25 protein-coding genes are annotated in these 23,891 nt (G+C 49.8%); 13 read left to right on the forward strand and 12 right to left on the reverse strand.

What is annotated here, in order from left to right; all coding sequences use genetic code 11:
• Positions 1–27 precede the first annotated feature (27 nt).
• The 3 genes from C1752_RS24975 to C1752_RS29530 all read left to right on the forward strand — a co-directional run bounded on the left by C1752_RS24975 (position 28) and on the right by C1752_RS29530 (position 1,230).
• The gene (locus tag C1752_RS24975) at positions 28–435 is read left to right on the forward strand and encodes an AbrB/MazE/SpoVT family DNA-binding domain-containing protein (protein WP_110988768.1); all 408 of its coding nucleotides are present in this window, start codon (positions 28–30) and stop codon (positions 433–435) included.
• 91 nt (positions 436–526) lie between these two features.
• Entirely contained in the window at positions 527–952 is a 426-nt protein-coding gene (locus tag C1752_RS24980) for a hypothetical protein (protein WP_110988769.1), read from the forward strand.
• A 134-nt stretch (positions 953–1,086) separates the two neighbouring features.
• The gene (locus C1752_RS29530) at positions 1,087–1,230 is read left to right on the forward strand and encodes a hypothetical protein (protein ID WP_274704539.1); all 144 of its coding nucleotides are present in this window, start codon (positions 1,087–1,089) and stop codon (positions 1,228–1,230) included.
• 24 nt (positions 1,231–1,254) lie between these two features.
• Here the strand turns inward: C1752_RS29530 and C1752_RS24985 are convergent, their stop codons facing one another.
• Together C1752_RS24985 and C1752_RS24990 are read right to left on the reverse strand one after the other, a co-directional pair.
• Positions 1,255–2,127: an alpha/beta fold hydrolase gene (locus C1752_RS24985; protein ID WP_110988770.1), complete on the reverse strand. Its 873-nt coding sequence runs from the start codon at positions 2,125–2,127 to the stop codon at positions 1,255–1,257.
• An 18-nt stretch (positions 2,128–2,145) separates the two neighbouring features.
• Positions 2,146–2,808 carry a hypothetical protein gene (locus C1752_RS24990; RefSeq protein WP_110988771.1) on the reverse strand — a complete coding sequence of 221 codons (663 nt, stop codon included), beginning with the start codon at positions 2,806–2,808 and terminating at the stop codon, positions 2,146–2,148.
• A 165-nt stretch (positions 2,809–2,973) separates the two neighbouring features.
• Here C1752_RS24990 and C1752_RS28150 point away from each other — a divergent pair, with 165 nt between their 5' ends.
• The 3 genes from C1752_RS28150 to C1752_RS25000 all read left to right on the forward strand — a co-directional run bounded on the left by C1752_RS28150 (position 2,974) and on the right by C1752_RS25000 (position 7,788).
• Positions 2,974–3,123, forward strand: coding sequence for a hypothetical protein (locus tag C1752_RS28150; RefSeq protein ID WP_158535201.1), 150 nt, complete (start codon positions 2,974–2,976; stop codon positions 3,121–3,123).
• Between the two features lie 90 nt (positions 3,124–3,213).
• Complete coding sequence (locus C1752_RS24995; RefSeq protein WP_158535202.1) at positions 3,214–5,979, forward strand: CHAT domain-containing protein; 2,766 nt, start codon at positions 3,214–3,216, stop codon at positions 5,977–5,979.
• An 825-nt stretch (positions 5,980–6,804) separates the two neighbouring features.
• Positions 6,805–7,788 carry an aminoglycoside phosphotransferase family protein gene (locus tag C1752_RS25000; protein WP_199464518.1) on the forward strand — a complete coding sequence of 328 codons (984 nt, stop codon included), beginning with the start codon at positions 6,805–6,807 and terminating at the stop codon, positions 7,786–7,788.
• A gap of 70 nt (positions 7,789–7,858) precedes the next feature.
• Here the strand turns inward: C1752_RS25000 and C1752_RS25005 are convergent, their stop codons facing one another.
• On the reverse strand, positions 7,859–9,397 hold the full coding sequence (locus C1752_RS25005) for an AAA family ATPase (RefSeq protein ID WP_110988774.1): 1,539 nt from the start codon (positions 9,395–9,397) through the stop codon (positions 7,859–7,861).
• A 137-nt stretch (positions 9,398–9,534) separates the two neighbouring features.
• Between C1752_RS25005 and C1752_RS25010 the strand changes: the two genes are divergently transcribed.
• A complete protein-coding gene (locus C1752_RS25010) occupies positions 9,535–9,783 on the forward strand; it encodes a hypothetical protein (RefSeq protein WP_110988791.1) in 249 nt (82 codons plus the stop codon).
• 138 nt (positions 9,784–9,921) lie between these two features.
• On the opposite strand, the gene C1752_RS25015 is transcribed toward C1752_RS25010, so the two are convergent.
• Complete coding sequence (locus tag C1752_RS25015) at positions 9,922–10,632, reverse strand: glycerophosphodiester phosphodiesterase (RefSeq protein WP_110988775.1); 711 nt, start codon at positions 10,630–10,632, stop codon at positions 9,922–9,924.
• Positions 10,633–10,742: 110 nt separating this feature from the next.
• Positions 10,743–11,150 carry a hypothetical protein gene (locus C1752_RS25020; RefSeq protein ID WP_158535203.1) on the reverse strand — a complete coding sequence of 136 codons (408 nt, stop codon included), beginning with the start codon at positions 11,148–11,150 and terminating at the stop codon, positions 10,743–10,745.
• Between the two features lie 120 nt (positions 11,151–11,270).
• On the opposite strand from C1752_RS25020, the gene C1752_RS25025 reads away from it, so the two are divergent.
• The gene (locus C1752_RS25025; protein WP_158535204.1) at positions 11,271–12,314 is read left to right on the forward strand and encodes a pentapeptide repeat-containing protein; all 1,044 of its coding nucleotides are present in this window, start codon (positions 11,271–11,273) and stop codon (positions 12,312–12,314) included.
• Between the two features lie 163 nt (positions 12,315–12,477).
• A complete protein-coding gene (locus tag C1752_RS28665) occupies positions 12,478–12,678 on the forward strand; it encodes a hypothetical protein (RefSeq protein ID WP_158535205.1) in 201 nt (66 codons plus the stop codon).
• A gap of 43 nt (positions 12,679–12,721) precedes the next feature.
• Here C1752_RS28665 and C1752_RS25030 read toward each other — a convergent pair whose 3' ends face one another.
• Complete coding sequence (locus C1752_RS25030) at positions 12,722–13,609, reverse strand: metallophosphoesterase (protein WP_110988778.1); 888 nt, start codon at positions 13,607–13,609, stop codon at positions 12,722–12,724.
• A complete protein-coding gene (locus tag C1752_RS25035) occupies positions 13,606–14,409 on the reverse strand; it encodes a hypothetical protein (RefSeq protein ID WP_110988779.1) in 804 nt (267 codons plus the stop codon). The genes C1752_RS25030 and C1752_RS25035 overlap by 4 nt, the downstream gene beginning before the upstream one ends.
• Before the next feature lie 340 nt (positions 14,410–14,749).
• Between C1752_RS25035 and C1752_RS28670 the strand changes: the two genes are divergently transcribed.
• Entirely contained in the window at positions 14,750–14,893 is a 144-nt protein-coding gene (locus C1752_RS28670; RefSeq protein ID WP_158535206.1) for a hypothetical protein, read from the forward strand.
• A 74-nt stretch (positions 14,894–14,967) separates the two neighbouring features.
• Here the strand turns inward: C1752_RS28670 and C1752_RS25040 are convergent, their stop codons facing one another.
• A complete protein-coding gene (locus C1752_RS25040) occupies positions 14,968–16,278 on the reverse strand; it encodes a homoserine dehydrogenase (protein ID WP_110988780.1) in 1,311 nt (436 codons plus the stop codon).
• Between the two features lie 173 nt (positions 16,279–16,451).
• On the opposite strand from C1752_RS25040, the gene C1752_RS25045 reads away from it, so the two are divergent.
• Together C1752_RS25045 and C1752_RS25050 are read left to right on the forward strand one after the other, a co-directional pair.
• Positions 16,452–17,753, forward strand: coding sequence for a hypothetical protein (locus tag C1752_RS25045; RefSeq protein ID WP_110988781.1), 1,302 nt, complete (start codon positions 16,452–16,454; stop codon positions 17,751–17,753).
• A gap of 24 nt (positions 17,754–17,777) precedes the next feature.
• Positions 17,778–18,722: a DMT family transporter gene (locus C1752_RS25050; RefSeq protein ID WP_315865277.1), complete on the forward strand. Its 945-nt coding sequence runs from the start codon at positions 17,778–17,780 to the stop codon at positions 18,720–18,722.
• 6 nt (positions 18,723–18,728) lie between these two features.
• Here the strand turns inward: C1752_RS25050 and C1752_RS25055 are convergent, their stop codons facing one another.
• The 3 genes from C1752_RS25055 to C1752_RS25065 all read right to left on the reverse strand — a co-directional run bounded on the left by C1752_RS25055 (position 18,729) and on the right by C1752_RS25065 (position 22,317).
• Positions 18,729–19,580 carry a PEP-CTERM sorting domain-containing protein gene (locus C1752_RS25055; RefSeq protein ID WP_110988783.1) on the reverse strand — a complete coding sequence of 284 codons (852 nt, stop codon included), beginning with the start codon at positions 19,578–19,580 and terminating at the stop codon, positions 18,729–18,731.
• A gap of 256 nt (positions 19,581–19,836) precedes the next feature.
• Complete coding sequence (gene cydB, locus C1752_RS25060) at positions 19,837–20,850, reverse strand: cytochrome d ubiquinol oxidase subunit II (protein WP_110988784.1); 1,014 nt, start codon at positions 20,848–20,850, stop codon at positions 19,837–19,839.
• Positions 20,851–20,871: 21 nt separating this feature from the next.
• Positions 20,872–22,317: a cytochrome ubiquinol oxidase subunit I gene (locus C1752_RS25065; protein WP_110988785.1), complete on the reverse strand. Its 1,446-nt coding sequence runs from the start codon at positions 22,315–22,317 to the stop codon at positions 20,872–20,874.
• A 135-nt stretch (positions 22,318–22,452) separates the two neighbouring features.
• On the opposite strand from C1752_RS25065, the gene C1752_RS25070 reads away from it, so the two are divergent.
• Positions 22,453–22,872 (forward strand): PaaI family thioesterase, encoded by a 420-nt coding sequence (locus C1752_RS25070; RefSeq protein WP_158535207.1) that lies wholly within the window; start codon positions 22,453–22,455, stop codon positions 22,870–22,872.
• A 302-nt stretch (positions 22,873–23,174) separates the two neighbouring features.
• On the opposite strand, the gene C1752_RS25075 is transcribed toward C1752_RS25070, so the two are convergent.
• Complete coding sequence (locus C1752_RS25075) at positions 23,175–23,657, reverse strand: ankyrin repeat domain-containing protein (RefSeq protein ID WP_110988787.1); 483 nt, start codon at positions 23,655–23,657, stop codon at positions 23,175–23,177.
• Positions 23,658–23,891 lie beyond the last annotated feature (234 nt).

A 23,891-nucleotide genomic window follows, 5' to 3' on the forward strand; every position in this document is an offset into this window, starting at 1 on the left:
CATCCATCTCAAAGGTACTTTTTTACCATGGCAAAAAAGAAAGCAGTTTCCAAGAAGAAGTCTGATGCAGAGCAGCAAGATACTAAGCCCCTAACGGGTAAAGAATTACTGACCAAGCTACAGAGCCTCTCCCACCTTTCTAAGCGTGAAAAAGCAAAGGAATGTGGCTATGCAACGGTGAACGGTAAGGGAACACGAGTCAACCTTAGTCAGTTCATGACGGCAATTTTAGAGGCAAGGGGTCTGTCTCTGGAGCCAGCATCAAGTGACGGTCGGGGTCGAGAGGCAACCTATCGCGTTAAAGTTCATAAGAACGGTCAAATCGTGATCGGGTCTGCCTACACTGAAAAGATGGGATTGCAAGTGGGTGATGAGTTTGAAATCAAATTGGGATACAAGCATATTCATCTCAATCAAATTTCTGAGTCAACATAAATATCGGTAATCGCTTTTGAACCGGTTGATCAACTGGCTGCAGAGGTCTATCTTTCCGAGTCGTCGAGTAAGCGTTGCAGCAGATGTTCTGATGGACACTGCTAGACATCGCTTGGAGCAGTGCTTTGCTAATGACATTGTTCTGACTGGTTTGCTCCAGAGTCAACGCCGGTACTGGGGCAGCTTAGACGGTCAGACTCTGACACTTCATGGGCCAAATGCCAATAAACAGTTTCGCTTTTTAACCAGAGGCCACTTAACTGAGCTACAGTCCCGAACCATTCTAGATATTCATATTTTATTGAGCAGAAATGATATTTTCTCGCTGCTGTTCGTGGCCGTCTTGCTGCTATTCGCGGTACCGCTGATGTTCCAAACACTCAGCATTTTTCTCTTGCCAGCGCTGCTGCTTTTTATCTATGGAATGCTTCAATGGCATTTTCAATGCTATGAAAAAGAGATTTCTCAGCTCTTGCTTGACATTATTACAGGTGTACAAACAGCTAAAGAGTCTTGAGTCAGCACTAAGGCCGTAAGCATCCTATCGCTTCTACTTCAATTGCTGAGAGAGGACTGCCCATCGGTAACTATGACTCGATCCTATCTTCGGCAGGTAGTGTAGGTCTCGGATAATGAAGCGGTGCAAGCTTCATGGAGCTTTCCCAAATGTCAGAGCTTCAGGTCGAAACGTTGGACCCTTTGGGCCTAGTTGCTGGTGTCATTGACGAGCTGGGTTTGGTGGAACTAACCGATGGGGTGCTCGAGTTTTCAGATGTTCCCAATGTACTCCTCTAATAAGGGGCTGCTGGTTGGATGCTGTTATGTGTAAAGGAACTGAAGTAGTGCGATCGCAAACTCCTCAGGCGCATCTTGCTGCACCCAATGGGACGCATTCTCAATCAGTTCAAACCTAGCGCCAGGAATCTCTGTTGCCAGCCGCTGACCATCTTCAGCCTTTTGCCAAGGATCATCCATGCCCCAAAGAATGAGAGTCTGCGCTGAAATAGTTCCATGCCGATCTACTAAAGCCATTGTTTGATTTGCATTCAAAGCTGATGCATTCCGCAACAGACTCAGCTTGCCTTCTTCACTGGCCCAAGGTGCAATAATACCCGATCGAAAATCTTCCGTCAGACGATCAGGACGGGAAAGCCCCATCGCTAGGCTCTCTTCTAGAGCGACTCCCAAGTCTGAGATTGGACGCGGCTTCCATCGTAATGGATGGCCGAAGTCGAGCATGTCATCGTCAAAGCGGTCGTAGCAAACTGAGTTAGAAATGACGAGATGATCTACAAGCTGAGGATGCTCGATAGCTAAAATCAATGCCACTGCGCCGCCGGTATCGTGGCCCACGACGTGAACTTGCGAAAGTCCCAGCGCGGGCAACAGTGTACAAATCATCCGGGCCTGATCTTGAAAGGATCGATCAAAGCGATCTCGCCGATCTGACCAGCCATGTCCCAGAAAATCAGGCGCAATCACTCTGTACCCTGCCTCAACCAAAAGCGGAATTACTGCATGATAGAGATATCCCCAAGTCGGAATCCCATGCATGAGTAGGAGCGTTCCTTTCTGAGCTTCGCCAACATCTACATACCGAATGCTGACAGGGATGTGAGCAACCGTATGGGCAGGTAGCTCAATCTCTTGCTGAGCCTTTTTATATTCCAGCCAGGTTTTCCAGAGAACCATAATGAACTGTAGTGTTGATTATCTAGATTGTCGGCGCAGGCGCAGGGCATCAGCTTCCGCTTTGAAGAAAGCCGTCAGACGGCTGGCCGAATGGAGCAACTCCTTCGTGGTGGCTAATTCTTGCTGCAGTCTCTCAGCGTTTAGTTGCCTTTCTGTGCTTTCCATCTTCAAGTGTTTGACCTGCTGTTCTAGGGTTGTATTATTCCGCTTGAGCTGCTGAACCTGTTGTTGCAGGGTCGTCTTTTCATCCTCGTGCTGCTGAACCTGTTGCTGCAGGGTTGTCTTGTCATCACCAAGCTGCTGAACCTGCTGTTGCAGGCTAGTTTTCTCCTCATTGAGTTGTTGAACTTGTTGCTGCAGATCGGTCCTGCTGACGTTAACTTGCTCAACTTTCTGTTGAAACAAGCTGTTGTTTTGACGAAGCTGCTCTGCCTCCTCTGTGAGGGCCGCAATCTGATCTTTGTCCTGGTGAGCAAGATCTTGCAGCTTCGCAACGATGGTTCCTAGTTCCTGCTTCGCTTTCTGTAGATCACCGACGTAATGTTCCAGGTAAGCTGCTCGATCCAGTTGTTCTGCATCGGCTAGCTCCCCCAAGTTCTGCCAGTATTGGTCCGTCAATCGGAGAAGCCGCATCCGTTTAGGGCTGCCCTCAGTTCGACTAAATAGCTGCAGATTTTGCATGAGTTCTCTCACTATTCTGAGACGGCTGCTGGAAATGAAATCTGGATACTGCCTACAGTATAGGTGTGTCTTATCTGGAGAATAGGGTAAATTCTGCGATGAGATCATATTGCTGAAGCGGATGGGGAGTTGTTGCATCTGCAACTTGATCAATCGTTCGATGATATGGACCGTCTTAATTTACTGGTTTTTGAGGTTGATGTCGGTTTTATACGTCGAAAATCCCATGATGTCTCTGTCGAGAGGATCCGTGGTGAAATTTGCGATCGCAACACCAATCCCCAAAAACCTACCTCTTTCTTGAGAGATGGCTGAGCTAGCTAGGTCGAGCTAAGCTGGCAGTGCCACAGTCAATGACACGATATGCCTCAATCACACATTGGTCTAGCCAGGAGCAGGGGAACAATGGCTTGCATTGCCGGGAACCTAGTCGCGGCTTTCGCCGTAGTGCTTCTGAATCCATGTATCAATCTAGCCAATCCTTCCGTTCTCTCTACCCAGCAGGTTGTGGCTTCAACACCCGAAATGAAGCAGTATCAGGCGGGACTTGATCTCTACAAAGAAGGCAAGTACCCAGAAGCATTAGCGGTTTTTCGTGAAATTCAAGCCTTTTATGTACAAAACAACAATCTGAAAGGCCAGCGAGAGATTTTAATCAATATTGGCCGAGTCCATGAAAAACTGGGTCGTGCCTCTAAAGCCCTGCAAGCCTTCAATGCGGCCTTAGACATCACCCAAAAGCTTGAAGCCCCTGTTCAAGCGGGCAGCATTCTGATCAAAATGGCCGGTGTGTATGAGCTTCTGGGAGAATATGATCGCTCCTTTGCAACCTATGATCGGGCATTGCAGATTTACCGAAAGCACAATAGCCGTCGCGGTGAAGCGGCAGCCCTCACGGGGAAGGGGCTGATCTCTTTGCGGCAGGGAAAGTATACGAAGGCACTCGATTTATACCAGCAGGCCTTGCAGGTGCGCCGATTGGAAGGTGATCGCTATGGAGAAGCCATCACCTTAAGCGGTATCGGGGTTTCCTATCTGCAGCTTGGTCAGCCTCAAAAGGCTCTGGACGTTCACCAGCAGGCCTTGCGCTTGCGGAAACAGTCCAAAGATATCAGAGGCCAAGCCATCAGCCGCAGGTATATTGGGCAAACCTATGCTGCCTTCTCGCGCAACCGCAAAGCTCTTAAGCAGTACCAGAAAGCCTTAGATATCTTTCGTAATGCCAATGATTTCAACGGTCAAGAAAGAACGCTCATTCGGATGGCGGGTCTCTACAACAAGACGGGCCAACACCAAGAAGCACTGGATCTTTTATACGAAGCACGCTCTATTGCAAAAAAGATTAGCGATCGCAAAGGTGAGGGGCTAGCCCACAGCGAGATTGGTAAAACTCAGGATCGACTGCAGCAATACTCAGAAGCCTTAAAATCCCATCGCTATGCCCTCGCGCTCCGTCAGCAGATCGGAGACCGAGCGGGCGAAGTCGAAACCCTCAGCGACATTGCTTCCTTACTTGAGCAACAGCAGCAGCCAGAAACCGCTGTCGTTTTTTACAAAGAAGCCGTTAATCAAATCGAAGATATTCGCAAAGAGCTGACCACACTGTCCATCTCAGAGCAAGAAGCCTACGCCGATACCGTTGCCCATGTCTATCGATCTCTGGCCGATCTGCTACTTTCACAGGACAGAATTCTCGAAGCACAGCAGGTCCTAGAACTGCTCAAGGTCCAGGAACTTCGCAACTTCACGCGTGAAAGCCGCACCAATATTGAGAGCCAGGGAATTGCCACCTATGAATCAGAGGCAATGGTGGTTGAAACCCATGACAGCCTCATCCGGTTTGGTACTGATGTCAAACAGTGCGAAGAAGCCCAGTGTCCCCTTTTAAGTCAGAAGCTCGATCAGCTCGAACAAATCAACGCAGACTTTGAGAAGACAGTCCAAGAACTAGAAGCCGAAATCCGCAGCAGGCGCGCCCAAGACTTTAAGTTTTTTGACCCCAATAAACTCGTTCGCAAAGCAGAATCCATTTTTGCAGCTCAACCGAACACCGTCATTGTCTATCCGCTGGTTCTTGAAGACAAGCTGTGGATCCTGTGGGCGTCTGCGGGCGGTATTACCCGCAGCATTGAAGTGCCTGGGGTTGGCCGATCAGAACTAGGGCAGGCCGTTCTAGAATTTCGGCAGCTTTTACAGGATCCGAACTCTGATATTGTCCGCCTGCAGGCAACCAGCAAAACGCTCTATGACTGGCTGCTGCCCGTCGAGTTAGCAAAGGAGCTGAAGGCCAATCAAATTGAAAATCTCATTTTCTCCCTCGATAACGTCACGCGCTACATCCCCACGGATGCCCTTTTCAGTGGTGAGCGCTACCTGATTGAAGACTATAATCTTTCGACCATCATTTCTGCTGAACTGACAGATACGACCTCCCAGTTACCCGCCACCGTTGATCAGACCCGCATTCTAGCTTTAGGGCTATCAAACCCTGTCTCGGGATTTAATTCACTGCCCAACGTCCCAGATGAGCTAGATGCGATCGTTCGAGATGCCTCTAAACCCAACGATGCAATTGGCATATATCCGGGTCGGGAGATGCTCAATGAGCAATTTACTCGCAAATCAATGCGGGATAATCTGGGCGGGCATCAGGTCTTACACATTGCGACCCACGGTGAATTTATCCCAGGAAATAGGGCACAGTCTTCTTACGTATTGCTGGGGGATGGGGATAAGCTACCGATTTCTGAGGTCGAAAAACTTCGAGGGCTAGGACAGATACATTTAGTGGTTCTATCTGCCTGTCAGACAGCACTAGGAGACAGTGGTCAAGATGGCACAGAGATTAATGGGCTGAGCTATTACTTTCTAAACGGCGGCGCAAAAGCCGTCATTGCTTCCCTGTGGAACGTGAACGATCGCAGTACCAGATTGCTGATGGAGCGTTTCTATTCTCAGTTAGCTCAAAGTACGCCTCAAGAACGGATAACGAAAGCTCAGGCCATGCGGCTCACGAAGCTTGATTTAATCTACGACCGTACAGGCCAATCGCAGCCCCGCAACGACCGTGGCCGCATCGATATTCAAGGCAAGCCAGATTCAGGTCAGTCAAATGACTTTTCCCATCCCTACTATTGGGCACCGTTCACCATTATTGGGAACGCTTTATAGCTGAGCGGTCGGTGAGGCGTTGCCTGTTGCAACGATTGGAAATCGGAGCATGGGACTTGAGCTGTGCTGCACCCTCAATTTCCTGAAATTTGGATGAATTGAAGTGATACGGCGATCAGTTAGGGGGCGCTGATGATTGATGCTGAGTTGCCTCTGCAGTCGTCTGCCTTCCTCATGCTTTTGAGACATAGAGCTGTCTCGTCATTTTTCTATTGAACTCTCGATAGCTCAATCACGGCAAGCCTCTGGCCCTGCCCGGGTGACTTGGGCCAGGGAGGCATCGTTTTGCGCATTTTCTTGGCAGAAATAAGAGTATTTCCCTCTGCGTGAGAACTTTCTCATCTAAGATTCATCTGCATCAATGCCTCTTTCCTTTAGACATAAATGATAATCATTAAATTTGCGTTAAATAACTATGGGTTGATGGAATATTTTTCGATAAAAATTATTGAAAACCTAATCTAAGTAAATATCTATATTCAATCAATTAAAAAGTCTGCAAGAAGAGCTTTGCATATTTTCTTCTCTTCTGTGATTCCACTGAAAACTAAATAAATAAAATACAAAAGCCTTCTTTTTCCTCTGTCTGTCTGTGTTTTTGCGCCATAGCTGAGTGCTTCAAATGAGTTTGGATTTTGATTGTATATAGCTGGCATCTTACTGAGGTTGGATAAAGTTGTCTCTATTTACAAGGAGTGTTTGGGTCTAGGTATGCACGAAAAGATTTGTTCTATTAATATTAAGTGCAGGTTAAAAGTAAGTCGATTAACCATTGTTTAGTTATTGGGACTTTGTTCCAGGTAACAACTATCTGGAGATATAGATGTGAATATACTGCACCTAAAACGCTATCGAAAGTCAGCCTCAAGACGAGTAAAGTCTTGGCTGAGGATGGGACGACATCTGCAGGATCCCGTCCGAACATCGTCCTCTGCGTTTCAGATAGATCTGGCGCTCGTCCATAGCTTGCTAGAAGGGCAGCACCCCGATCTTGCCCACTTGCAGATTTGTCACCTTGGTACAGGCTGGCATAACACGATGTTTCGTTTAGGAGATCAGTTGCTCCTCAGGCTTCCCCGCCGCACAACGGCAGGTCCTCTGATTGAAAACGAGCAAATCTGGCTGCCACAGCTTGCGGATCGGCTACCTATTAATGTTCCCACTGCTGTTCGGGTTGGTGAACCGACACAACGCTATCCTTGGCGCTGGAGCATACTTCCGTGGCTAACGGGGACAACGGCGGAACAAGTAAACCTGCGTACGAGCCAGGTGCAGCACTTCACCTCGTTCCTGAAAGCACTCCATGTTCCGGCACCTGCCAATGCCCCCCAGAATCCGGTGCGTGGCGTTCCTTTAAAGCAGCGATCTGCTGTATTTGAAAAACGATTCCTGCGGGTAGAGGAGCAAACAAACCTGATTACCCGGCAGATCAAAAATATTTGGCATAGAGCTATCGAGGCACCGATGGACGGGGAACCACGATGGCTCCATGGTGATCTTCATCCTCTCAATGTCGTCGTTAATGATGGTGCGATCTCAGGCATCATTGATTGGGGGCACATTACCTCAGGGGATATTGCGACTGACTTGGCTTCTATCTGGATGCTCTTTGCTCAGCAAAATCATCGCCAGCAGGTGATCGAAAGCTATGGCAATCTTTCGGATGCAACCCTGCAGCGTGCTCAAGGATGGGCCATTCTATTTGGTGTGGGGCTTGTGGAATCAGGACTAGTTGCTAATTCAAGCCACGCTAGTATTGGAGCTGCTACTCTGCAGCGTGTTGCTGAGGATAGCTTAGCTCTACGGTAGACAGTGATCTCTTCTGCCCTTTGCGATCGCACTTAGCTGCTACAGACGCACTGTCTGGTAGCCTGATTCTTCAACGGACGCTGACGAACCGATCCTTTGCGATCGCACGTAGCTGCTGCAGATGCTCTCGCCGCGAAACCGACAGCGGAATCGTACTATCAATTTCTTGAATCATCAGCTCTGTATTTAACGGCTGGCGAAGGTAGAGCGCCCGATATAGGGCCGCAATTACCACCTGTTCAATCTCAGCGCCACTAAAGCCTTCTGTTTCCTTGAGTAGTGCCGCCATATCAAACTGACTCGGATCCTGCTTACGCAGCAATAGATGAATATTAATGATATTGGTGCGCTCTTTTACATCGGGCAAATCAACGTAGAAAATCTCATCAAAGCGCCCCTTGCGCAGCATCTCTGGTGGAATGCGAGAAATATCGTTGGCCGTTGCGACGACAAAGACCTGCTGCGATTTCTCCTGCATCCAAGTTAAAAACGAGCCAAACATCCGGCGACTGAGACCCCCGTCCTGATCACCATTGTCGGCCCCTAGGCTTTTCTCAATTTCATCAATCCACAGGACCGACGGTGCCATCGACTCCGCCAGCTTAATCGCCTGTCGAAAATTCTTTTCTGACTCCCCGACGTACTTGTCATAGAGCCGTCCGGCATCGAGCTTTAGCAGCGGCATCTTCCACTGCTGGGCAATGGCCTTTGCCGCCAGAGATTTACCACAGCCTTGAATGCCTACGATCAAAATGCCCTTGGGTGGCTGCAGGTTGAGAGCCTTAGCCTCTGCAGTGAATCCCACTTCGGCTCTCGCCAGCCACTGCTTGAGTCCCGAAAATCCTCCTAGCTCCGCTCGATTTTCTTGGAGCGGAAAATACTCCAGCACTCCCCCTTCACGGATAATCTGGGCCTTACGATGGACAATCCGATCCACGTCGCAGGCCGTGAGCTTGCCGTCATCTAAGGCGGCATAGGCTAATACCTGACGCGCCTGCTTGATGGTCATGCCGCTCAGGGCCTGCACCAATCGCTCACCATCTTCCTGCTGTAGATCGATCTGCGTTCGGTGCTTTTGGCGCAGAACGCGCACCATATCCTTGACGGTGTAGGCAAACTCATCTCGCCCCGGCAGCTTCAGATCAAAATACACCGCGTCGTGGGCGACTTCCTTGGGGAGTTGAACATCGTTCCCGGTCAAAATGAGCGCCGAGCGATTTTGAGAAAAAAGCTGCGCCACTTCTCGCAGATGGCGAACGACTACTGGATCATCAAGATGTTTTGTAAAATCCTTAAGCCAGAAAAGGGCCTTAATGGTCATATCTTGCAGATGCTGCAGGACTGCTAACGCTTCGGCTGTATTGCCAATGGTGGTGGGTTTGATGGTTCCCGGTGGCGCATATTCGTTGACCCAAGGGGCATCCATTGTTCCTGGAGAGCGAATTAAACCCTGGGCGGCGCTCCATTCAAACAAAGGCATTGACATATCTTGAGTTACCTTCTTCAGCAGCCCCTGCACGCGCTCCTCTTCTACCGTCTCAATCACAATGATGGGGTGAAAGGACAGGATCAGCGTTTGTAGATTGCGAATGGTGACCGATATCGGCATAGCAGCATTTTGAAGACATCTCTTTCCTCCAAGATGCCCGATTATCTCAGAGATAGATCGAAAAAGTTGGGGAGGGGGGTTTCATTTTCCCGGGCTTTGGGGGCAAAATTAAAACAGAAAATATGGAGACAGCAGGTATGGCCGCATCACTCGAAGGTCTAACGGAGTCCCTAGAAGCGTTGTATCCTCACCTGGCCCGTTGGATTCTGGAGCAGGAGGGGACAATCGAGCTGGGTTGCGACGAAGACAACCCCAGTGATTCTATGGTGCGGGTGTTTGACAACAGCGGTCTCCTTTGGGAGAGCCAGGACGCCTATGAGTCATTAGATGACTTGTTCGATGATCTGGAGTCTGTACTCGAAGACGAATTTGAAGATGTTGAATAGTCTTCAGAAAAGATCTCTGACAATCCAGGATCGTTCTGTTTTTGATCTTCCTAGCAGAGGTGGCTGGGAAGACCATGCATTTCGTTTATATAAACGGCAGCAGCTGTATCGTTTTGTGACTGGTTGCTGCAAAGAGGGTTAGGGCCATCCTATATTGTTCTTTTCTCGGCGTTCAGCAACGACTCGTTCTGGAAAATTGGTAAATAGACCCTCAACGCCTAACGCTTTCATCCGATGGATCTGCTGGGGGTGATTAACGGTATAGGCAAAAATTTTTAGCCCTTGTGCGTAGGCTTCATCGACCCACTGCCGATCGATTTTCTTTGCTGCAGGATGGATCGCATAGGCTCCTAGATGGGTTGCGAATCTGCTTCCTTCCTGCAGCGGTTCTCTGGTGAGGACGCCAATCTGTAGGTCAGGGTCCAGCCGTTTAACCTTGACGAGTGCCTGGTGGTCGAAGGATGAAACTAAAAAGAGCTTTTTACTCCATCCCTGTTTGACTTGGGCGGTAATGAATTCGACAACGGGGACTGCGGTTCCCGGCCCCTTGAGTTCAACGTTGAGTCCAGCGCGGTTCTGGATTGTTTGGCAGGCTTCGGTCAGCGTGGGAATCTGTTCGCCATTGCCTGCATCCAATGTTCGTAAATAGTCAAAGGTGTGGTCCCAAATAAAGCCAGAACCGTTAGTCGTCCGCTCTAAGCGCTGATCATGGAACACCATCAGGTGGCCCTCAACGATGTATACGTCAACCTCAATGCAGTCGGCTCCTAGTTCTAAGGCTTTTTGGATGGATGCGATCGTGTTCTCCGGGGCGTGTCCCATCGCCCCTCGATGTCCTATGCAGAGCATATTCGCTCTCCCTGCTGTCTCCCCCCTCGCCTAAGGTTGGGAGAGGGGCTGGGGGTGAGGGCCATATGAGTCATTCGCCACTGCGTGATCTTTAGTTCAACTACGCCTATCTACTTAGAAGCGTTCGAAATAACGCTCTTATCTTCATCTTCCTGTTTTTCCTCAGGATTTAGCAAATTACCGGCCCAGTCATAGAACTCCCCTGCGGTCCAGCCGTGGATGCTGCTGCTGTAGACGTTGTACCAGGTGAAGCCACCTGACTTGAAACCATTTCTTTTGTTTTCGATCACGACCATACATTGGCCTTTCTGAATCCGTCCTAAGACTTTCCGTTTTTCTGGAGGATTGGCTTGCAAGGTCTTGAGCGGATCGGTATTGGGTTCAATCTTGACGCCTGCTCGGATTTCAACGGCACTGTTGCGGGGGCAAATGTAATCCCCTGTCTTGAAGGGTAGCGCAAAGGCTGGGGAGGGCAAAAGAGCGACTAGAAGTGAGAGGAGAACCGTTCTGCTGTTCATCATCAAGAACCTTTGAAAGTTGGAATGCTAAGGGGAAAATTAGCAACGCATTTTCCTTATAATTGGCCTTTCTTAGAAGAAATACAACATGCTACTGTTCTCATCTCGCATCTGGCGGCTATGACGTTGAATATACCTTTACCGGTCTGGGAGGCAGCCGTGTTCTTGGCCCTAGCCGTTGCCGTTTGGCAGGTGCCTAAATGGCAAACAAAAACCTTTACTGAAGAACTAGAGCCTAAGGACCGCGCCAATCTTGAAGATGCTAATCGCCGGACGTTTATTCAGTTTCTGGGGGGCCTGTTTTTCTTTGTCACGGCCTATCTCTCTTGGCGCAACCTACAAACAGCAGAAGATAAAGAGGTTAACGATCGCTTCAGTAAAGCCGTTGAACTGCTGGGGGATGATCGTTTAGAAGTCCGGCTTGGAGGGATTTATCTGCTAGAGCGGATTGCCAAAGATTCCGCCCGAGATCACTGGACCGTGATGGAGGTTTTAACTTCCTATATTCGCGAGAAGTCGCCAGTGACTGCGCGATCAGAAATACTGAAAACCGATATCCAGGCTGCCCTGACGGTGATTGGTCGCCGGAATGTGAACAATGACTCACGGACTAAGCGGCTCGATTTGCGGGACGTGAATTTGATCGGGGCTGATTTGTCTGAAGCTAATTTTGATAGTGCAAACTTGAGTGGCTCCGAGCTTAGCGATGCCACCTTGGAGCGCGTCACGTTGAGAGGAGCTAACCTGAACCAAGTTCGGCTGGCAGATTCTAACTTTGTAGGCTCAATACTTAATGAGGCCGATTTAAATGGGGCTATTTTGAGGGGGGCTAACTTTGCCCAAGCGAGTCTGATTGGGGCCGTGTTGCTGCAGGCAAACTTGAGGGAAGCCTCTTTTGATAAGGCCAGCCTAGGCAAGGCTAATCTAATCGAAGCTCAGCTTCAGCAGGCTTCTTTTGTTGGGGCGAATCTGGGAGCTGCGAATTTGATCGGGGCTGATTTTACCGATACGTCTCTGATTAAAGCTAATTTGGCCCGTTCAGACCTGCGATCTGCCACGAATCTATTACCGGAACAGATTCAGATGGCGAGTCAATGGGAGGCGGCTGTCTATGATGTGGAGCTTCAAGAGCAGCTGGGGCTAAATGTGATGTCTGATCCTTAGCTGTTATGTTTGCAAAGCAATGAAGAAGCCTCTCGCTGGGGGGCAACGGGAGGCTGTCTAGGGGGGTGTTTTTGCAATGACTTCACTGTAGGTGATTGATTTCGCCTCTACAGTGATCTGTATCTATACCCCCTGTGAGATCTTTCTGCGCAAGCGGTGATACTTGTCACGTCGCGAATTGCGACACAGCCTTATTTTGACCCACCGCCAAATGCTTCTATTGCTATTGGAAGGTCTAAACAGCCAAGCAGAAACTGGAATCACCTTTGCGTTGACGCTATTGATTAATGCTAAAAACTCCAGTCCCACGCCGGAACAGCAACAGCGAGATGGCAGAAACCCAGCCAATCATGATCAGAGATAAAAACGTTCGTAAGCACTGGCTGGGACGGGTCTTACAGCAAGCATCAGGAAGACTGCAGCGTAAAAATTGTCGCTTCCGGGGGACAGAATATCCGCAGCGGAACGATACTCATACCGATACCGACGTTGACGTATAGGTTGTTGCCGGGTTTGCCATACCCTTTGGCCCAACCGTCCGCAAACACTTTGTCTCCTTGGGTAAACTTTAGCCACGACCACTGAGGCGAACCGGGAAGACGCATCTGGCCACCGTGGGTGTGGCCTGCCACTGCCAGAGGCGCTGCGTTGGCCGGAAACAGCTCAAACGTATCTGGGTTATGCATCAGAGCTACGGTAGGGCGATTGGCGGGTATTCCCTTCAGGGCCGTGTTGACATCATCCTGGTTCGCCCACAGCGAATCAACGGCTGCTAGGTACACCGTTTCATTGCTGTTGGGCAGCCGCATCTCGATGGACTCGTTTTCGAGGACCACAATACCGGCTGCTTCTAGCTCTGTTTCTAAGCTGCCCGCTAGCTTTTCTCCAGGTTTAGCTTTCTTGCTGCTCATCCCGTAGTCGTGATTCCCTAGCACTGCGTAGGTGGGAATGCCTGCTTCAACAAGGGGTCGCACAATGCTAACGGCTTCTTCGATCTCGGTGGCGGGGTTGGGGTCCGCGTGGTAAATGAAGTCCCCGCTAATTAGGACTGCTGCTGGCTGAGCATCTATCATTTCCTGAACGCTGCGATGGGCAGTGCCGGGATTACCGGCCCACATCCCGATCTGGAAGTCTGAAAGCTGTCCGATCTTTTGCCCATTCCACGCTTCTGGCAGGTCAGGGATAATGGCTACTTCTTCTTCAACAAAGAGCAGGCGGGGTTCGATAAGGCCCCACACTAGCAGTAGGCCCAGGAGTCCTAGTCCCCCGAGCAGAAACCATTTTAAGTTCTTCATTGAGCTTTGGGGTAGAGGGAATCAGCGACAAAAACGGGCTTGTCAGAATATTCAGCCTCTAGTTTCTTTTTGACATCTAAATCCCAAGTGAGATCATAGTCCCGCTCAAAGTCAGCGAGGACAAACTTACGAAGCTGTCCAGTGACCGTAACGGTTTCACCATCAAGGGCTTCGGTAATCGGCGTATTGATCACCAGCAGATCTGTGGCGCCAAAGAGCTGCTCTTCATCTAACGTGAATGAAGTGGGATCGAGTACATCTTCGACTTCGCCCTCAACTGCGATCGCAAGATCGTAAAACTTCTCTGGATTTTGCGTAATCTCGCCGGGGTCAGGAGCCAGTGCCAGGGAGTTCGCTAACAGAGCAGGCTTTGTCTCATACTCAGCGTAGACTTCTGGATCGAGACCTAGATTATAGTCCCGCTCAAGATCAACCAGCACAAAGTTTTGAACCTCTCCAGTGGCCTGGATTGCATAGTCGTCCTCTTCAGGTAGTAGAAAGGGCTTACCTGAGGTGTTAATCACTAGGATTTCTTCACCGTCATTGTCCAGCGTGAACGAATTCTCACCCACCTGCTTTTCGATTTCACTTCTAACGGTGACAGCTTGCCCCTCCACCTTTTCTGTCTGCTCAGCTACCTCTTCGGTCGTGACGTTACTGTCGGCATTGGGGGCTTCATCTGCCGTCTCACAGGCCGTTATCAACGTTGTAAACAGCAGCAGCACTATTGCAAGGCCGCTTTTGCCAACCGATGGGTAGCGATGAGTCTTGCCTAGGCGATCGCGCTTCTCAATAGTCATAGAAGATAATCCTCTTTTTACTGATTCAATATCCTGCGTGCTTGAGATGCCCGGCATCATACCCACAGGCTAAATGTGAAAGTGCCCAGCCGGTTTTGCAAAAGGGCATAAACCGCATCCTAGCCAATGCAAGATCTCTTTCACCTCTATCCCAAGAGTCCAATGTGGCTACTAAAAGTAACAGGTTCTCTATCTATATGCTGGCAAGCAAGTCTGTCTAAAGATAGGAGCTTTTTTGCTAAGGCGTTCGTCTGTTGCAAGCGACCGTATCGCAAGAACTGAGTGCGATCAGCAGTGGTTGTATTCTAGGAAGCCTGCTTCATCTCCCTATACTCAAGTCATGAACCCTAATCGGTGGGTTCACCCCTATGGCCCTGAATTTGATGAGCGCACTCGCCCACACATCAAGCCCACCAACGATGAGAAAGGAGATGTCAGGGGACAGATCTCTTGCATCAACAAAATCTTTGGAGTGGCAGCATAGACTCCAAAAGGGACAGGAGATTCTTGTACCCAGGCTGATTATTTGCGACACAACCCGAATTGTCTCTATCGGCGCTATAGAACCCTTAGGACGCTTGGGATGCTATCGACAGCTTCCAAACTTTTGATTTCGTTTAGAGCTTGTCTAAAGTCACCTTCACGGACGAGGTGAGTGACGACGGCAATTTCTGCAAGGTTATCGTTCACGTCAGTTTGTACTAAGGATTCTAGACTTACTTCGTGGTCGCCAAAACAGGTGCCGAGCCTACCAATCACGCCGGGATGGTCTTGGGTGCGAATGCGAGCGTAAAAACGTGTCACCAGATCCGCCATTGGGGCAACGTCAAAGTAGCTGTTGTGCGAGCAGGCCAGAAGAGGATGAATGGTCTCAGAGTCAGGATTGGCGGCTGTTAGACCTGTTTTCAGCAAGGCCACGATATTGATGGTGTCGGAGACAACGGCGCTGGCGGTGGGACCGGCTCCGGCTCCGGGACCGAAGAACATCACCTGCCCTAGAGGATCGGCTTCGATCAAGATTGCGTTAAAAGCGTCGTTGACGCTGGCTAGGGGGTGTTCTTCTGGCACTAAAGTAGGGTGAACTCTGACTTCTACTTGGTTGTTGTTGTTGTTGGGGGGGAGCTTTGCGATCGCAAGTAATTTAATCACAAACCCCAGCTTTTGAGCATAGGCAATATCCGCCGCACTCACCTGCCGGATGCCCTCTCGATGGACCTGATCTAACTTCACACGACCGCCAAAGGCTAGGGACGTGAGAATCGCAATTTTATCCCCCGCATCGAAGCCATCCACGTCTGCAGTGGGATCGGCTTCGGCATAGCCCAGGGCCTGGGCTTCAGCCAAAATATCGTCAAAGTCGCCCCCGGACTGCATTTTAGTGAGGATATAGTTCGTGGTGCCGTTGAGAATCCCCATCATGGCATGGATGCGGTTAGCCCCTAAGGACTCCTTCAGCGGCTGAATCACAGGGATGCCGCCCGCAACAGCAGCTTCAAGCATCACGTAGACCCCAGCCTGATTCGCCGCGGTGAAAATTTCGTCCCCAAAGCGAGCGATTACGGCCTTGTTGGCAGTTACCACATGCTTGCCGTGGGCAATGGCGTCCAGAATTAAGGTGCGGGCTGGTTCTAGGCCCCCAATCACCTCAATCACGATATCCACATCAGGATCGGAAACAATTGCGGCCAGATCTGTCGTCAATGTATGGGAAGGTAGCTCAAGGTCACGGGGTTTATCGAGCGATCGCACCCCCACGCGAGCCAGTTCAACTGCCTGCAGCAGCGGATGGCGACCTTCCGGCGACTGAAGAATTTTCCCCACGCCCGTGCCCACTGTTCCTAAACCGAGTAAGCCGACTTTGAAACCCACAATATTAGTCCTGAACGATATGCCTCCTCATTGTGACATTCTCTTTCGTCAATGGAGCAGGCCATTTCAACCCGGTTAGGGTTTCAGACGGTGACTTTCATGGGTATGATCTCTAAAGAATTTGGCGTTGTCCATCGAACTTCTCGTTTGTGGGCGCATTAAGGAGTATTTAAGTGCTAATTAGACGCTGCCCCCAAGCGATTGCTGCAGTTTTTCTAACCAGTTTGGTGACGGGGTGTCCCGTGCTGCAGCAGGCCAACCCTTCTAAAGCACAGCAGCCGGTCGCTAACCCATCGAAGCCACCTGCAGCGCAGCCGGTAGCCCCCCAGCCTGCTTCCCAGAAGCCGACTGCTCGACCCTATGGGCCGGTGCCGATTGAACTGCCGTTGCTGACTCAGCCTCCATTGCCGGGGCCACCGCCGACACCGGCTCAAATCCCTCCTTATTCCGTTATTAATGAACAGTACCAACCTTCCTTTAATGTCAAAGGCCAGCAGCTATTCGCCAATGGCGAACTTCCCGACACAGCCGTAGATTTCAACGAGCGAGATCTCTATTCGGTTATTTACAACGTGCGGCGCTACTTTGCTACCTCTGCTCAGGCGGACCCCGACATTCTACGAGAGGGGATTCTAGGAACCCAGGGCGTGACCGTGGCGGACACCCTGAAGACCCTGGATTTCATGCTGGTGGTGCTCTACGAAGATCTGATGAACCAGCGTCCAACGCGGCTTAAGGATCCCAGCTTCATCAATGCCAACTTCAAGGTGATTAAATGGAAGCCCTACAATCCTAAAAGCCCGCAGCAAAATCAGCTCAGGATTACCAAGTATGCGGTGTTCAGCCACCAAGGGTCTCGAACGCCGACGGCGCAGTTTAATACGCCACTCTATCGCCTAGAAGATCAGTTCACGGCGGATAAGTTTTATAAAAAGTATACGAAGCAGCAGGTTTTATCAGGTGTATACAATGCCGGTCAGCCGGAGGCGGGTAAAGCAAAGCCCATTGCCTACCTCTCCCGCGAGGGGCTAGAGGATGCGCTGCTGCAGGGGACGGTTTTAATCAAGTTTCCTGATGGTGGCTCGGCGTTCTTTAATGTGGATCGCAACAACGGGATTCCCTATGCTAAGGGCATCAAGCAGAGATCGCAAAAGCGTTACTGGTACTTCAAAGAGGTCGATGCGATTAAGGGCTACGGCGGCGAAAATGCGGCGAAAATTCCGGTGAAGCCGGGAGTAACCTTTGCGGGCGATATTCTCAATATCGGCCTGGGCAAGATCATTGTGATTGAGGAAGGGCAGGGGGAGAAAAAGCAGTTGAGGTTAGGTGCGATCGCAGACACTGGCGGGGCCTTCCTACCGAACCTACATCAGCTTGATTTCTTAGCGGGCATTTTTCAGACCAAGGCTGACTTTAACGGTTACATCAGTCAACAGCAAGACTATGCCGGTGCCTATATTCTAGTGAAGCGCTAGTTATCCGCTCTTCAATCCGGCACTATAATGGATTTCTTACTGGTCCTGTTGGCCTCTGTGTTCTTCTGTTTTCAGAACGTCATCGTCAGAGTTTTATTCAACGAATACACCGTTGCTGGAGTGGTGCAAACCGGTGGTTTTGTGACGGCGACTCTCCCCAACTCTTTCCTGCTGATGGCGATGCGGATGTTGTTGGTGGTGCCGCTGATGTCAGCCTTAGCGCCAGCCCTTCATCCTACCGTTTGGGCTGATCTCGGTGGACTCTGTCGTCCTCAGCAGCGTCGGTATTTGATGCGATCGCTCCTCGGCGGCGCATCTATGTATATCTATTTGGCATTGTTGTATATTGCGATCGGCTTAATCCCCACCGGAATCGCGCTGACCCTATTTTTTGTTTTTCCAGTGTTTACCGCCCTGCTCTCTTGGCGGTTTTTCGGTGATGTCCCGACCTCTTTTCGCTGGGGAATGATGGGTTTAGCGCTGCTGGGCAGTGGGTTGACCATTCCTCAGAACGGTCTGGCTACCAGTGGTCTTGGCGTTGGCCTTGCGATCGCATCAGGGCTAGCCTATGGCCTTTACACCGTGATTGCCCAAAAAAGCTTCGATCACATCCATCCGGTTACCTTTACCTGGATTAGCTTTGCCGTGACGCTTATTTTGTCCGGTATCAGCCTGTTATTCTGGTCGGCACCAGAAACTGCGATTGAGTGGGGGCCGCTGTGGATTGGGGGACTTTTGTCTGCGATCGCAACCTCTGGCGGTCACCTGCTGTATAACTCCGGCATTCGCCAGGTGGGTGCCACCTCTGCCTCAATTATTGGCTCCACAAATCCAGCGCTTACCGTCGTGCTGGCATGGCTGATGATTCAAGAGACCCTCAGCTTTGTTCAGCTCGCAGGTGTTGCCCTCGTGACCCTCAGCGTTGCTCTCCTCAGTCAGGAAAGGCGTTCATCGCCGCGAGTAAAATAGGCCAATTTAGCGAGCAATCTGCTGCTTGGCATACTTCCGTTTTAAGAATGCTCCTATTCCTAAAAGAGCGAGAGAGCCTAGCATCGTTGCAGGTTCTGGCACCTCAAAGGGTTCCCCAAGGCTGTAGGCTTGATCAAAGCTAACGGTCAGGCTATCTCCACTTGCAATCAGCTCACGCACACCGAGAGACACACCGATATCACCAATAGTGCCATTAGGATCGAAGGGATCGTTCGCAAAGAATTGATTGAGGTCCTCGCCACTGAATATCCCCAAGTCATTGCTGTTGTAGCTGCTGGGTAAGCCACTAAACTCAACGGTGAAACCGTTGGGGCCAATTGATCTTGCCGTCCCGTTATCAATGTCGTTGCGAGTGCCAAAGAAAAAGAGCGGCTCTCCTGCAGCTTGATCGGGATCAAATGTGTCTGCTAAGGCAATAGTCAAATCCTGGCCAAAATTAGTCAATGTTGTTGTTGTTCTCAAGGTGTCAGCGCCACTGATTAGGGAGTAGTTGCGCTCCACACGAACCTTAGACCCTCCCGCAACATAATCTGCAAGGACGGAAACACCGTTTCCATCGGCAGTGACTGACCGAACCCCAATGGGATTCCCGCCCGAAGTCGTATTTGAGCTGAAGGTGGACGTATCGGTATCAACCTGTAAAATCCAGTCAGACACAGGTGTGCCTGGGTTATAGAAATCACGTCCTCCGAACAACAGTGTGCCGATTGCGCCATTGTCTTCTCTAATATCAACAGAGAGATCGCCATCCGTCAGGGTGATGGCGGTGGCTGATGTGGTTGAAGATGCGATTGCAGCAGCGAGAATAACGGAACTGAGGCCAACCTGTTTAAGCATAGATATTTAAGTTCCTGAAAATAGTGATACTGGAAAATCGAATTGCAGTGAGCGAAAATGCTATACCTCTGGAAGACTTTATCCGCGTCAGTGAACAAACTTCAAAAATCACTGAGAAAGTTTAGAGTTGCCAGCCTAAACTACAGAACTCAATCCTTGCCACCCCGCTGTTTTGAGGATCCAGAGCATGGAATGCAGCACGTATTGAATAAGGTTGAAATCCATCTAAACGATGAGCATCTCTATTACTTAGTCTTTAAGCCTCGGGTTGCTCTCCTGTTACCTTGCCTCCAAATACAACGTACTGATAAACGTTGTAAGCCAGCATAATTGGGATCAGGACACCGATGAATACCAACATAAAGACCAGTGAACTAAGAGCTGCCGACGCCTCATAAATTGTAATTTCTGTCGGAATAATATAGGGAAACACCACCAGCGCCAAGGCAACAAACGTCAACAAAAAGATCAAAATCGTCCATATAAACGGTGCGCGCTCTTTTCGCTGCTTAAGGCTGCGGAGCAGGAGACCAATCAACAATACACCTAGTGGCGGAATGACCGAAAAAATATAAACCTGAGGTGGGTTAAACAAGCGAATCCGAGCATACTCAAAGAAGATTGGTGTCGTGATCGTGAGCGCTATGGCTCCCAACAAAGTTGTCCAGGCTGCAAGATTTGCCGTCCGGTAGTGGTTGGTTTGCAGCTCGCCCTCTGTTTTCGTAATTAGATAGGTAGACCCGATCAGCACATAGCCCTGAATTACCGTCAGTGCCATAACCACCGAAGGCAAACTGAGCCAGTCCCAAGTCGAACCAATAAAGTGACCTGCAGCATCGACTTTAATACCCGCTAAGACCCCTCCCAAAGCAAAACCTTGTCCCAGAGCAGCTAAAAAGCTCCCGCCTGCAAAAGCTAGATTCCAGAGGCGCTTATTGTCGGAGTGCTCCCTAAATTCAAAGGAGACAGCCCGAAAAATAAGGCCAAAAATCATCATCAAAATTGGAATATAAAGCGCACTGAGAATAGTGGCATAGGCCAATGGAAAGGCCCCAAACAGTGCGCCACCCATCAGCACTAGCCAAGTCTCATTCGCATCCCAGACATTGCCAAGGCTAGTCATCAACATACCCCGACGTTCCTCCGTCGAAGCCGTCAGGGAGAGAATCCCTACTCCCAGATCAAACCCGTCCAGCATTACGTAGAGGAACAAGAACAGCGCCAAGATGCCAAACCACACCTGTGGCAAAAAATAAGTCAACGTATCCATGACAATTCCTGCGGTTGGTTCTTATTGTTGAGCTTCGACGGGGCGCTGATCGGGCACAAACTCTGCTGGAGTGCTATCCCCATCAGGATCGACTGTCACACCAGGAATGGGCAGGGATAGATTCGGACCTTCTCGCAGAATGCGGCTGCCAAAGAACAAAGCTGAAATCAGCAGTAGCGTATAAACGCCTGTAAAAATTGAGAGCGATGCCAAAACATCACCCGGCGGCAAATTGGAAGCTGCTTCCGCCGTTCGAATTTGGCCATAGACAATCCACGGCTGACGCCCGACTTCCCGGACCGTCCAGCCGGTTTCCACCGCGATGTAGCCTAAAGGAGCCGCAAACATCCAGCTACGGAGGAGCCAGCGTTGCTGAGAGATCGCTTCGTCTGAGAGCTTTCCCCTCAGCCACTGCAGTACGCTCAAGGCCATCAGCGCAGCTAGGAATACACCAATCCCGGCCATGATTCGAAAGGAGTAGAAAATCAGACCTAACAGAGGGGGGCGATCGCTCGGCACCCATTCTTTCAAACCCAAGATAGGGGTGGGTAGCGTTGGCTTCAGTGCCAGGATGTAGCCTAAGCCTCCGGGCACATTCATCTCCCACTCATTGGTCTCGGCTTTGCCATTGGGCCATGCCATCATGCTCCAGGGCGCAGGTTCTCCAGCTGGAATCGTCTCCCACCGTGCTTCAATGGCTGCTAACTTAGAAGGCTGATTTTCGTAAACCTGTTCCCCGCTGAGGTGCCCCACATAGATTTGTAAGGGCGCAACGGCAATGGTTGCCGCCAGCACGATTTTAAGAGACGTGGCAAAAAAAGCGGAGTGACGTTTGCTCAGAATGTACCAAGCGCTGATGCCCCCAATCACAAATAGCGAGGTTTCCAGTGTGGCCAGAAACATATGAGACACGCTAACCAAGGCCGCCGGATTGAGAATGGCCTGAAAATAGTCTTGAACAATAAACTTACCGTCCACGAAATCGCCGCCATTGGGTGTCTGCATCCAGGAATTCGCCACCAGAATCCAGACAGTAGAAAGGTTGGCACCCAGGGCCACCATAATCGTTGCAATGTAGTGCATTACGGGCGGTACTCGGGTCCAGCCAAACAGCATAATGCCCAAAAATCCAGCCTCTAGCATGAAGGCCATTGATGCTTCAAAACCCAGAATACTGCCAAAGAAATCACCGACAGATTCAGAAAAAGGCGCCCAGTTTGTCCCGAACTGAAACTCCATCGGCAGCCCTGTGGCGACGCCAATCCCAAAGTTTAGTAAGTAGATTTTTGCCCAGAAACGGGCGTGGTAGTAATAATCAGGATTTCGGGTTTTAAGCCATAGCCCCTCGACAATTACTAGATAAATACCCATGCCGGTGGTCAGAATTGGCCACAGCATATGAAAGATACTCGTCAGCGCAAACTGCATGCGCGACAGAACTACAGTATCGGAAAAATGCTCAAACATGGCGCTTCAGACCCTGCAGACTTCATTTGTCAGGATAACGAGTCTGATACGGACTGTGGGGATAAATTTGCTATCTTCTCAGGTCGTACTCAGTAAACTTAACGATATTGGTAGCAGGGAGTCGAGAGCTGAATGATGGATATTACTAAAGTTCCCTTTGTGAAATATACGGGAATTCAATACGGTACCTCTGGTGTGTTGGAGCTAGAAGCTCGTGAACATCTTGAGAATCATATGGGAGCAGTGCACGCTAGCGCTCAATTCGCCTTGGCGGAAACAGCAAGTGGTGCCCACTTACAAACCCTCTTCCCTGAGTTAGTGGGCAAGGTTATTCCCTTACTGCGCGATGCCGCTATCAAGTTCAAGGCACCAGCAACGACATCCATCTCTGCCCATGTTTCTGCCGCCGAGGACTCAGTAGCAAGCTTCCAAAAGCAATTTCAAAGAAAGGGGCGAAGTTCAATAGAGGTCACCGTTGACCTAATTGACTCAAATAATTCAGTCACTTGTTCTTGCTTATTCAAATGGTTTATTCAGCGTATAGAGTCAGAATAACGATTTTCACTAATCTAATTCTAATTAAGGGGCCGTACTACCTCTGAACAGCAAGAATACTTGAGCATATTCGATACAATATTGGCGAGCAGTGATATGAAGGTCAAGCATGTTGACTGCCGAAGGAATCCTAGTTGGTTTTGCTCTAGGCTTTGTGTCTGGAGTCACTGTATCTGCCGGATGTCGAGATTTCCGTAGTTGGCGAGCGACAAGAGCAAGGCGTAAGCAAAGAAACAACAGATTTTGAAGGTCTTGCTTCATCTTTTTGGATTGTGCTCAAGCAACCACATATACCAGCCGTTTTACTGTTTCATTCTCAACAGCTTCACAATTGGATCGGCCTCGCCCCGTCTCAGAGCATAATCTAGGGCCGTTCGATTCCATTGGTCGATCACGGTTTTGTCGGCTCCATGGTGGAGCAAAAGCTGGGCTATTTTTGTATGACCCTTCAGTGAGGCCAATATGAGCGGCGTGACGCCTTCTCGATCAATCCAGTTTACTTCTGCACCTGCGTCAATAAGTAGCTGCGCAATCTCTGTATAGCCATCACGTGCGGCATAGGTGAGAGCGGTGTTTGTGTTGTGTGTAGTATTCGGATCTGCATTGGATTGAAGATGCGATCTCACCTCTCCCACGTCACCCGCTAGCGTCGCCTCTATAAGTGCTGGCTTTGTAGAGGCAGATTTTGAAGCAAAAGATTCTGGAGACCTAATTGCGATATCGCAACCCGCAGCACCTAAAAAGAGAAGAGGAACGGCGAACGCAGCGAAGCAACGAAAAAGCATGTGACCTGAAAATCTCTCCCTGTCTCGTTTCTGGAGCTTTAAACAGAACGAGAAAAAATATTTTCTAAAAAAAGCTTGACTTGCTCAAAAGAAGGGGTTACATTGGCAAAGCGCTCGAGAGAGACACGTTTTTCGGAAGCGCTCTGAACCTAGATAAGTTAATAGTTTGAAAGCCATAATAGCACATATAAACCTCGTTCAAATGAACTAAGGAGTTGCTGTTTTACAGTAATT

This window comes from Acaryochloris thomasi RCC1774, assembly GCF_003231495.1.
GTDB lineage: Bacteria > Cyanobacteriota > Cyanobacteriia > Thermosynechococcales > Thermosynechococcaceae > RCC1774.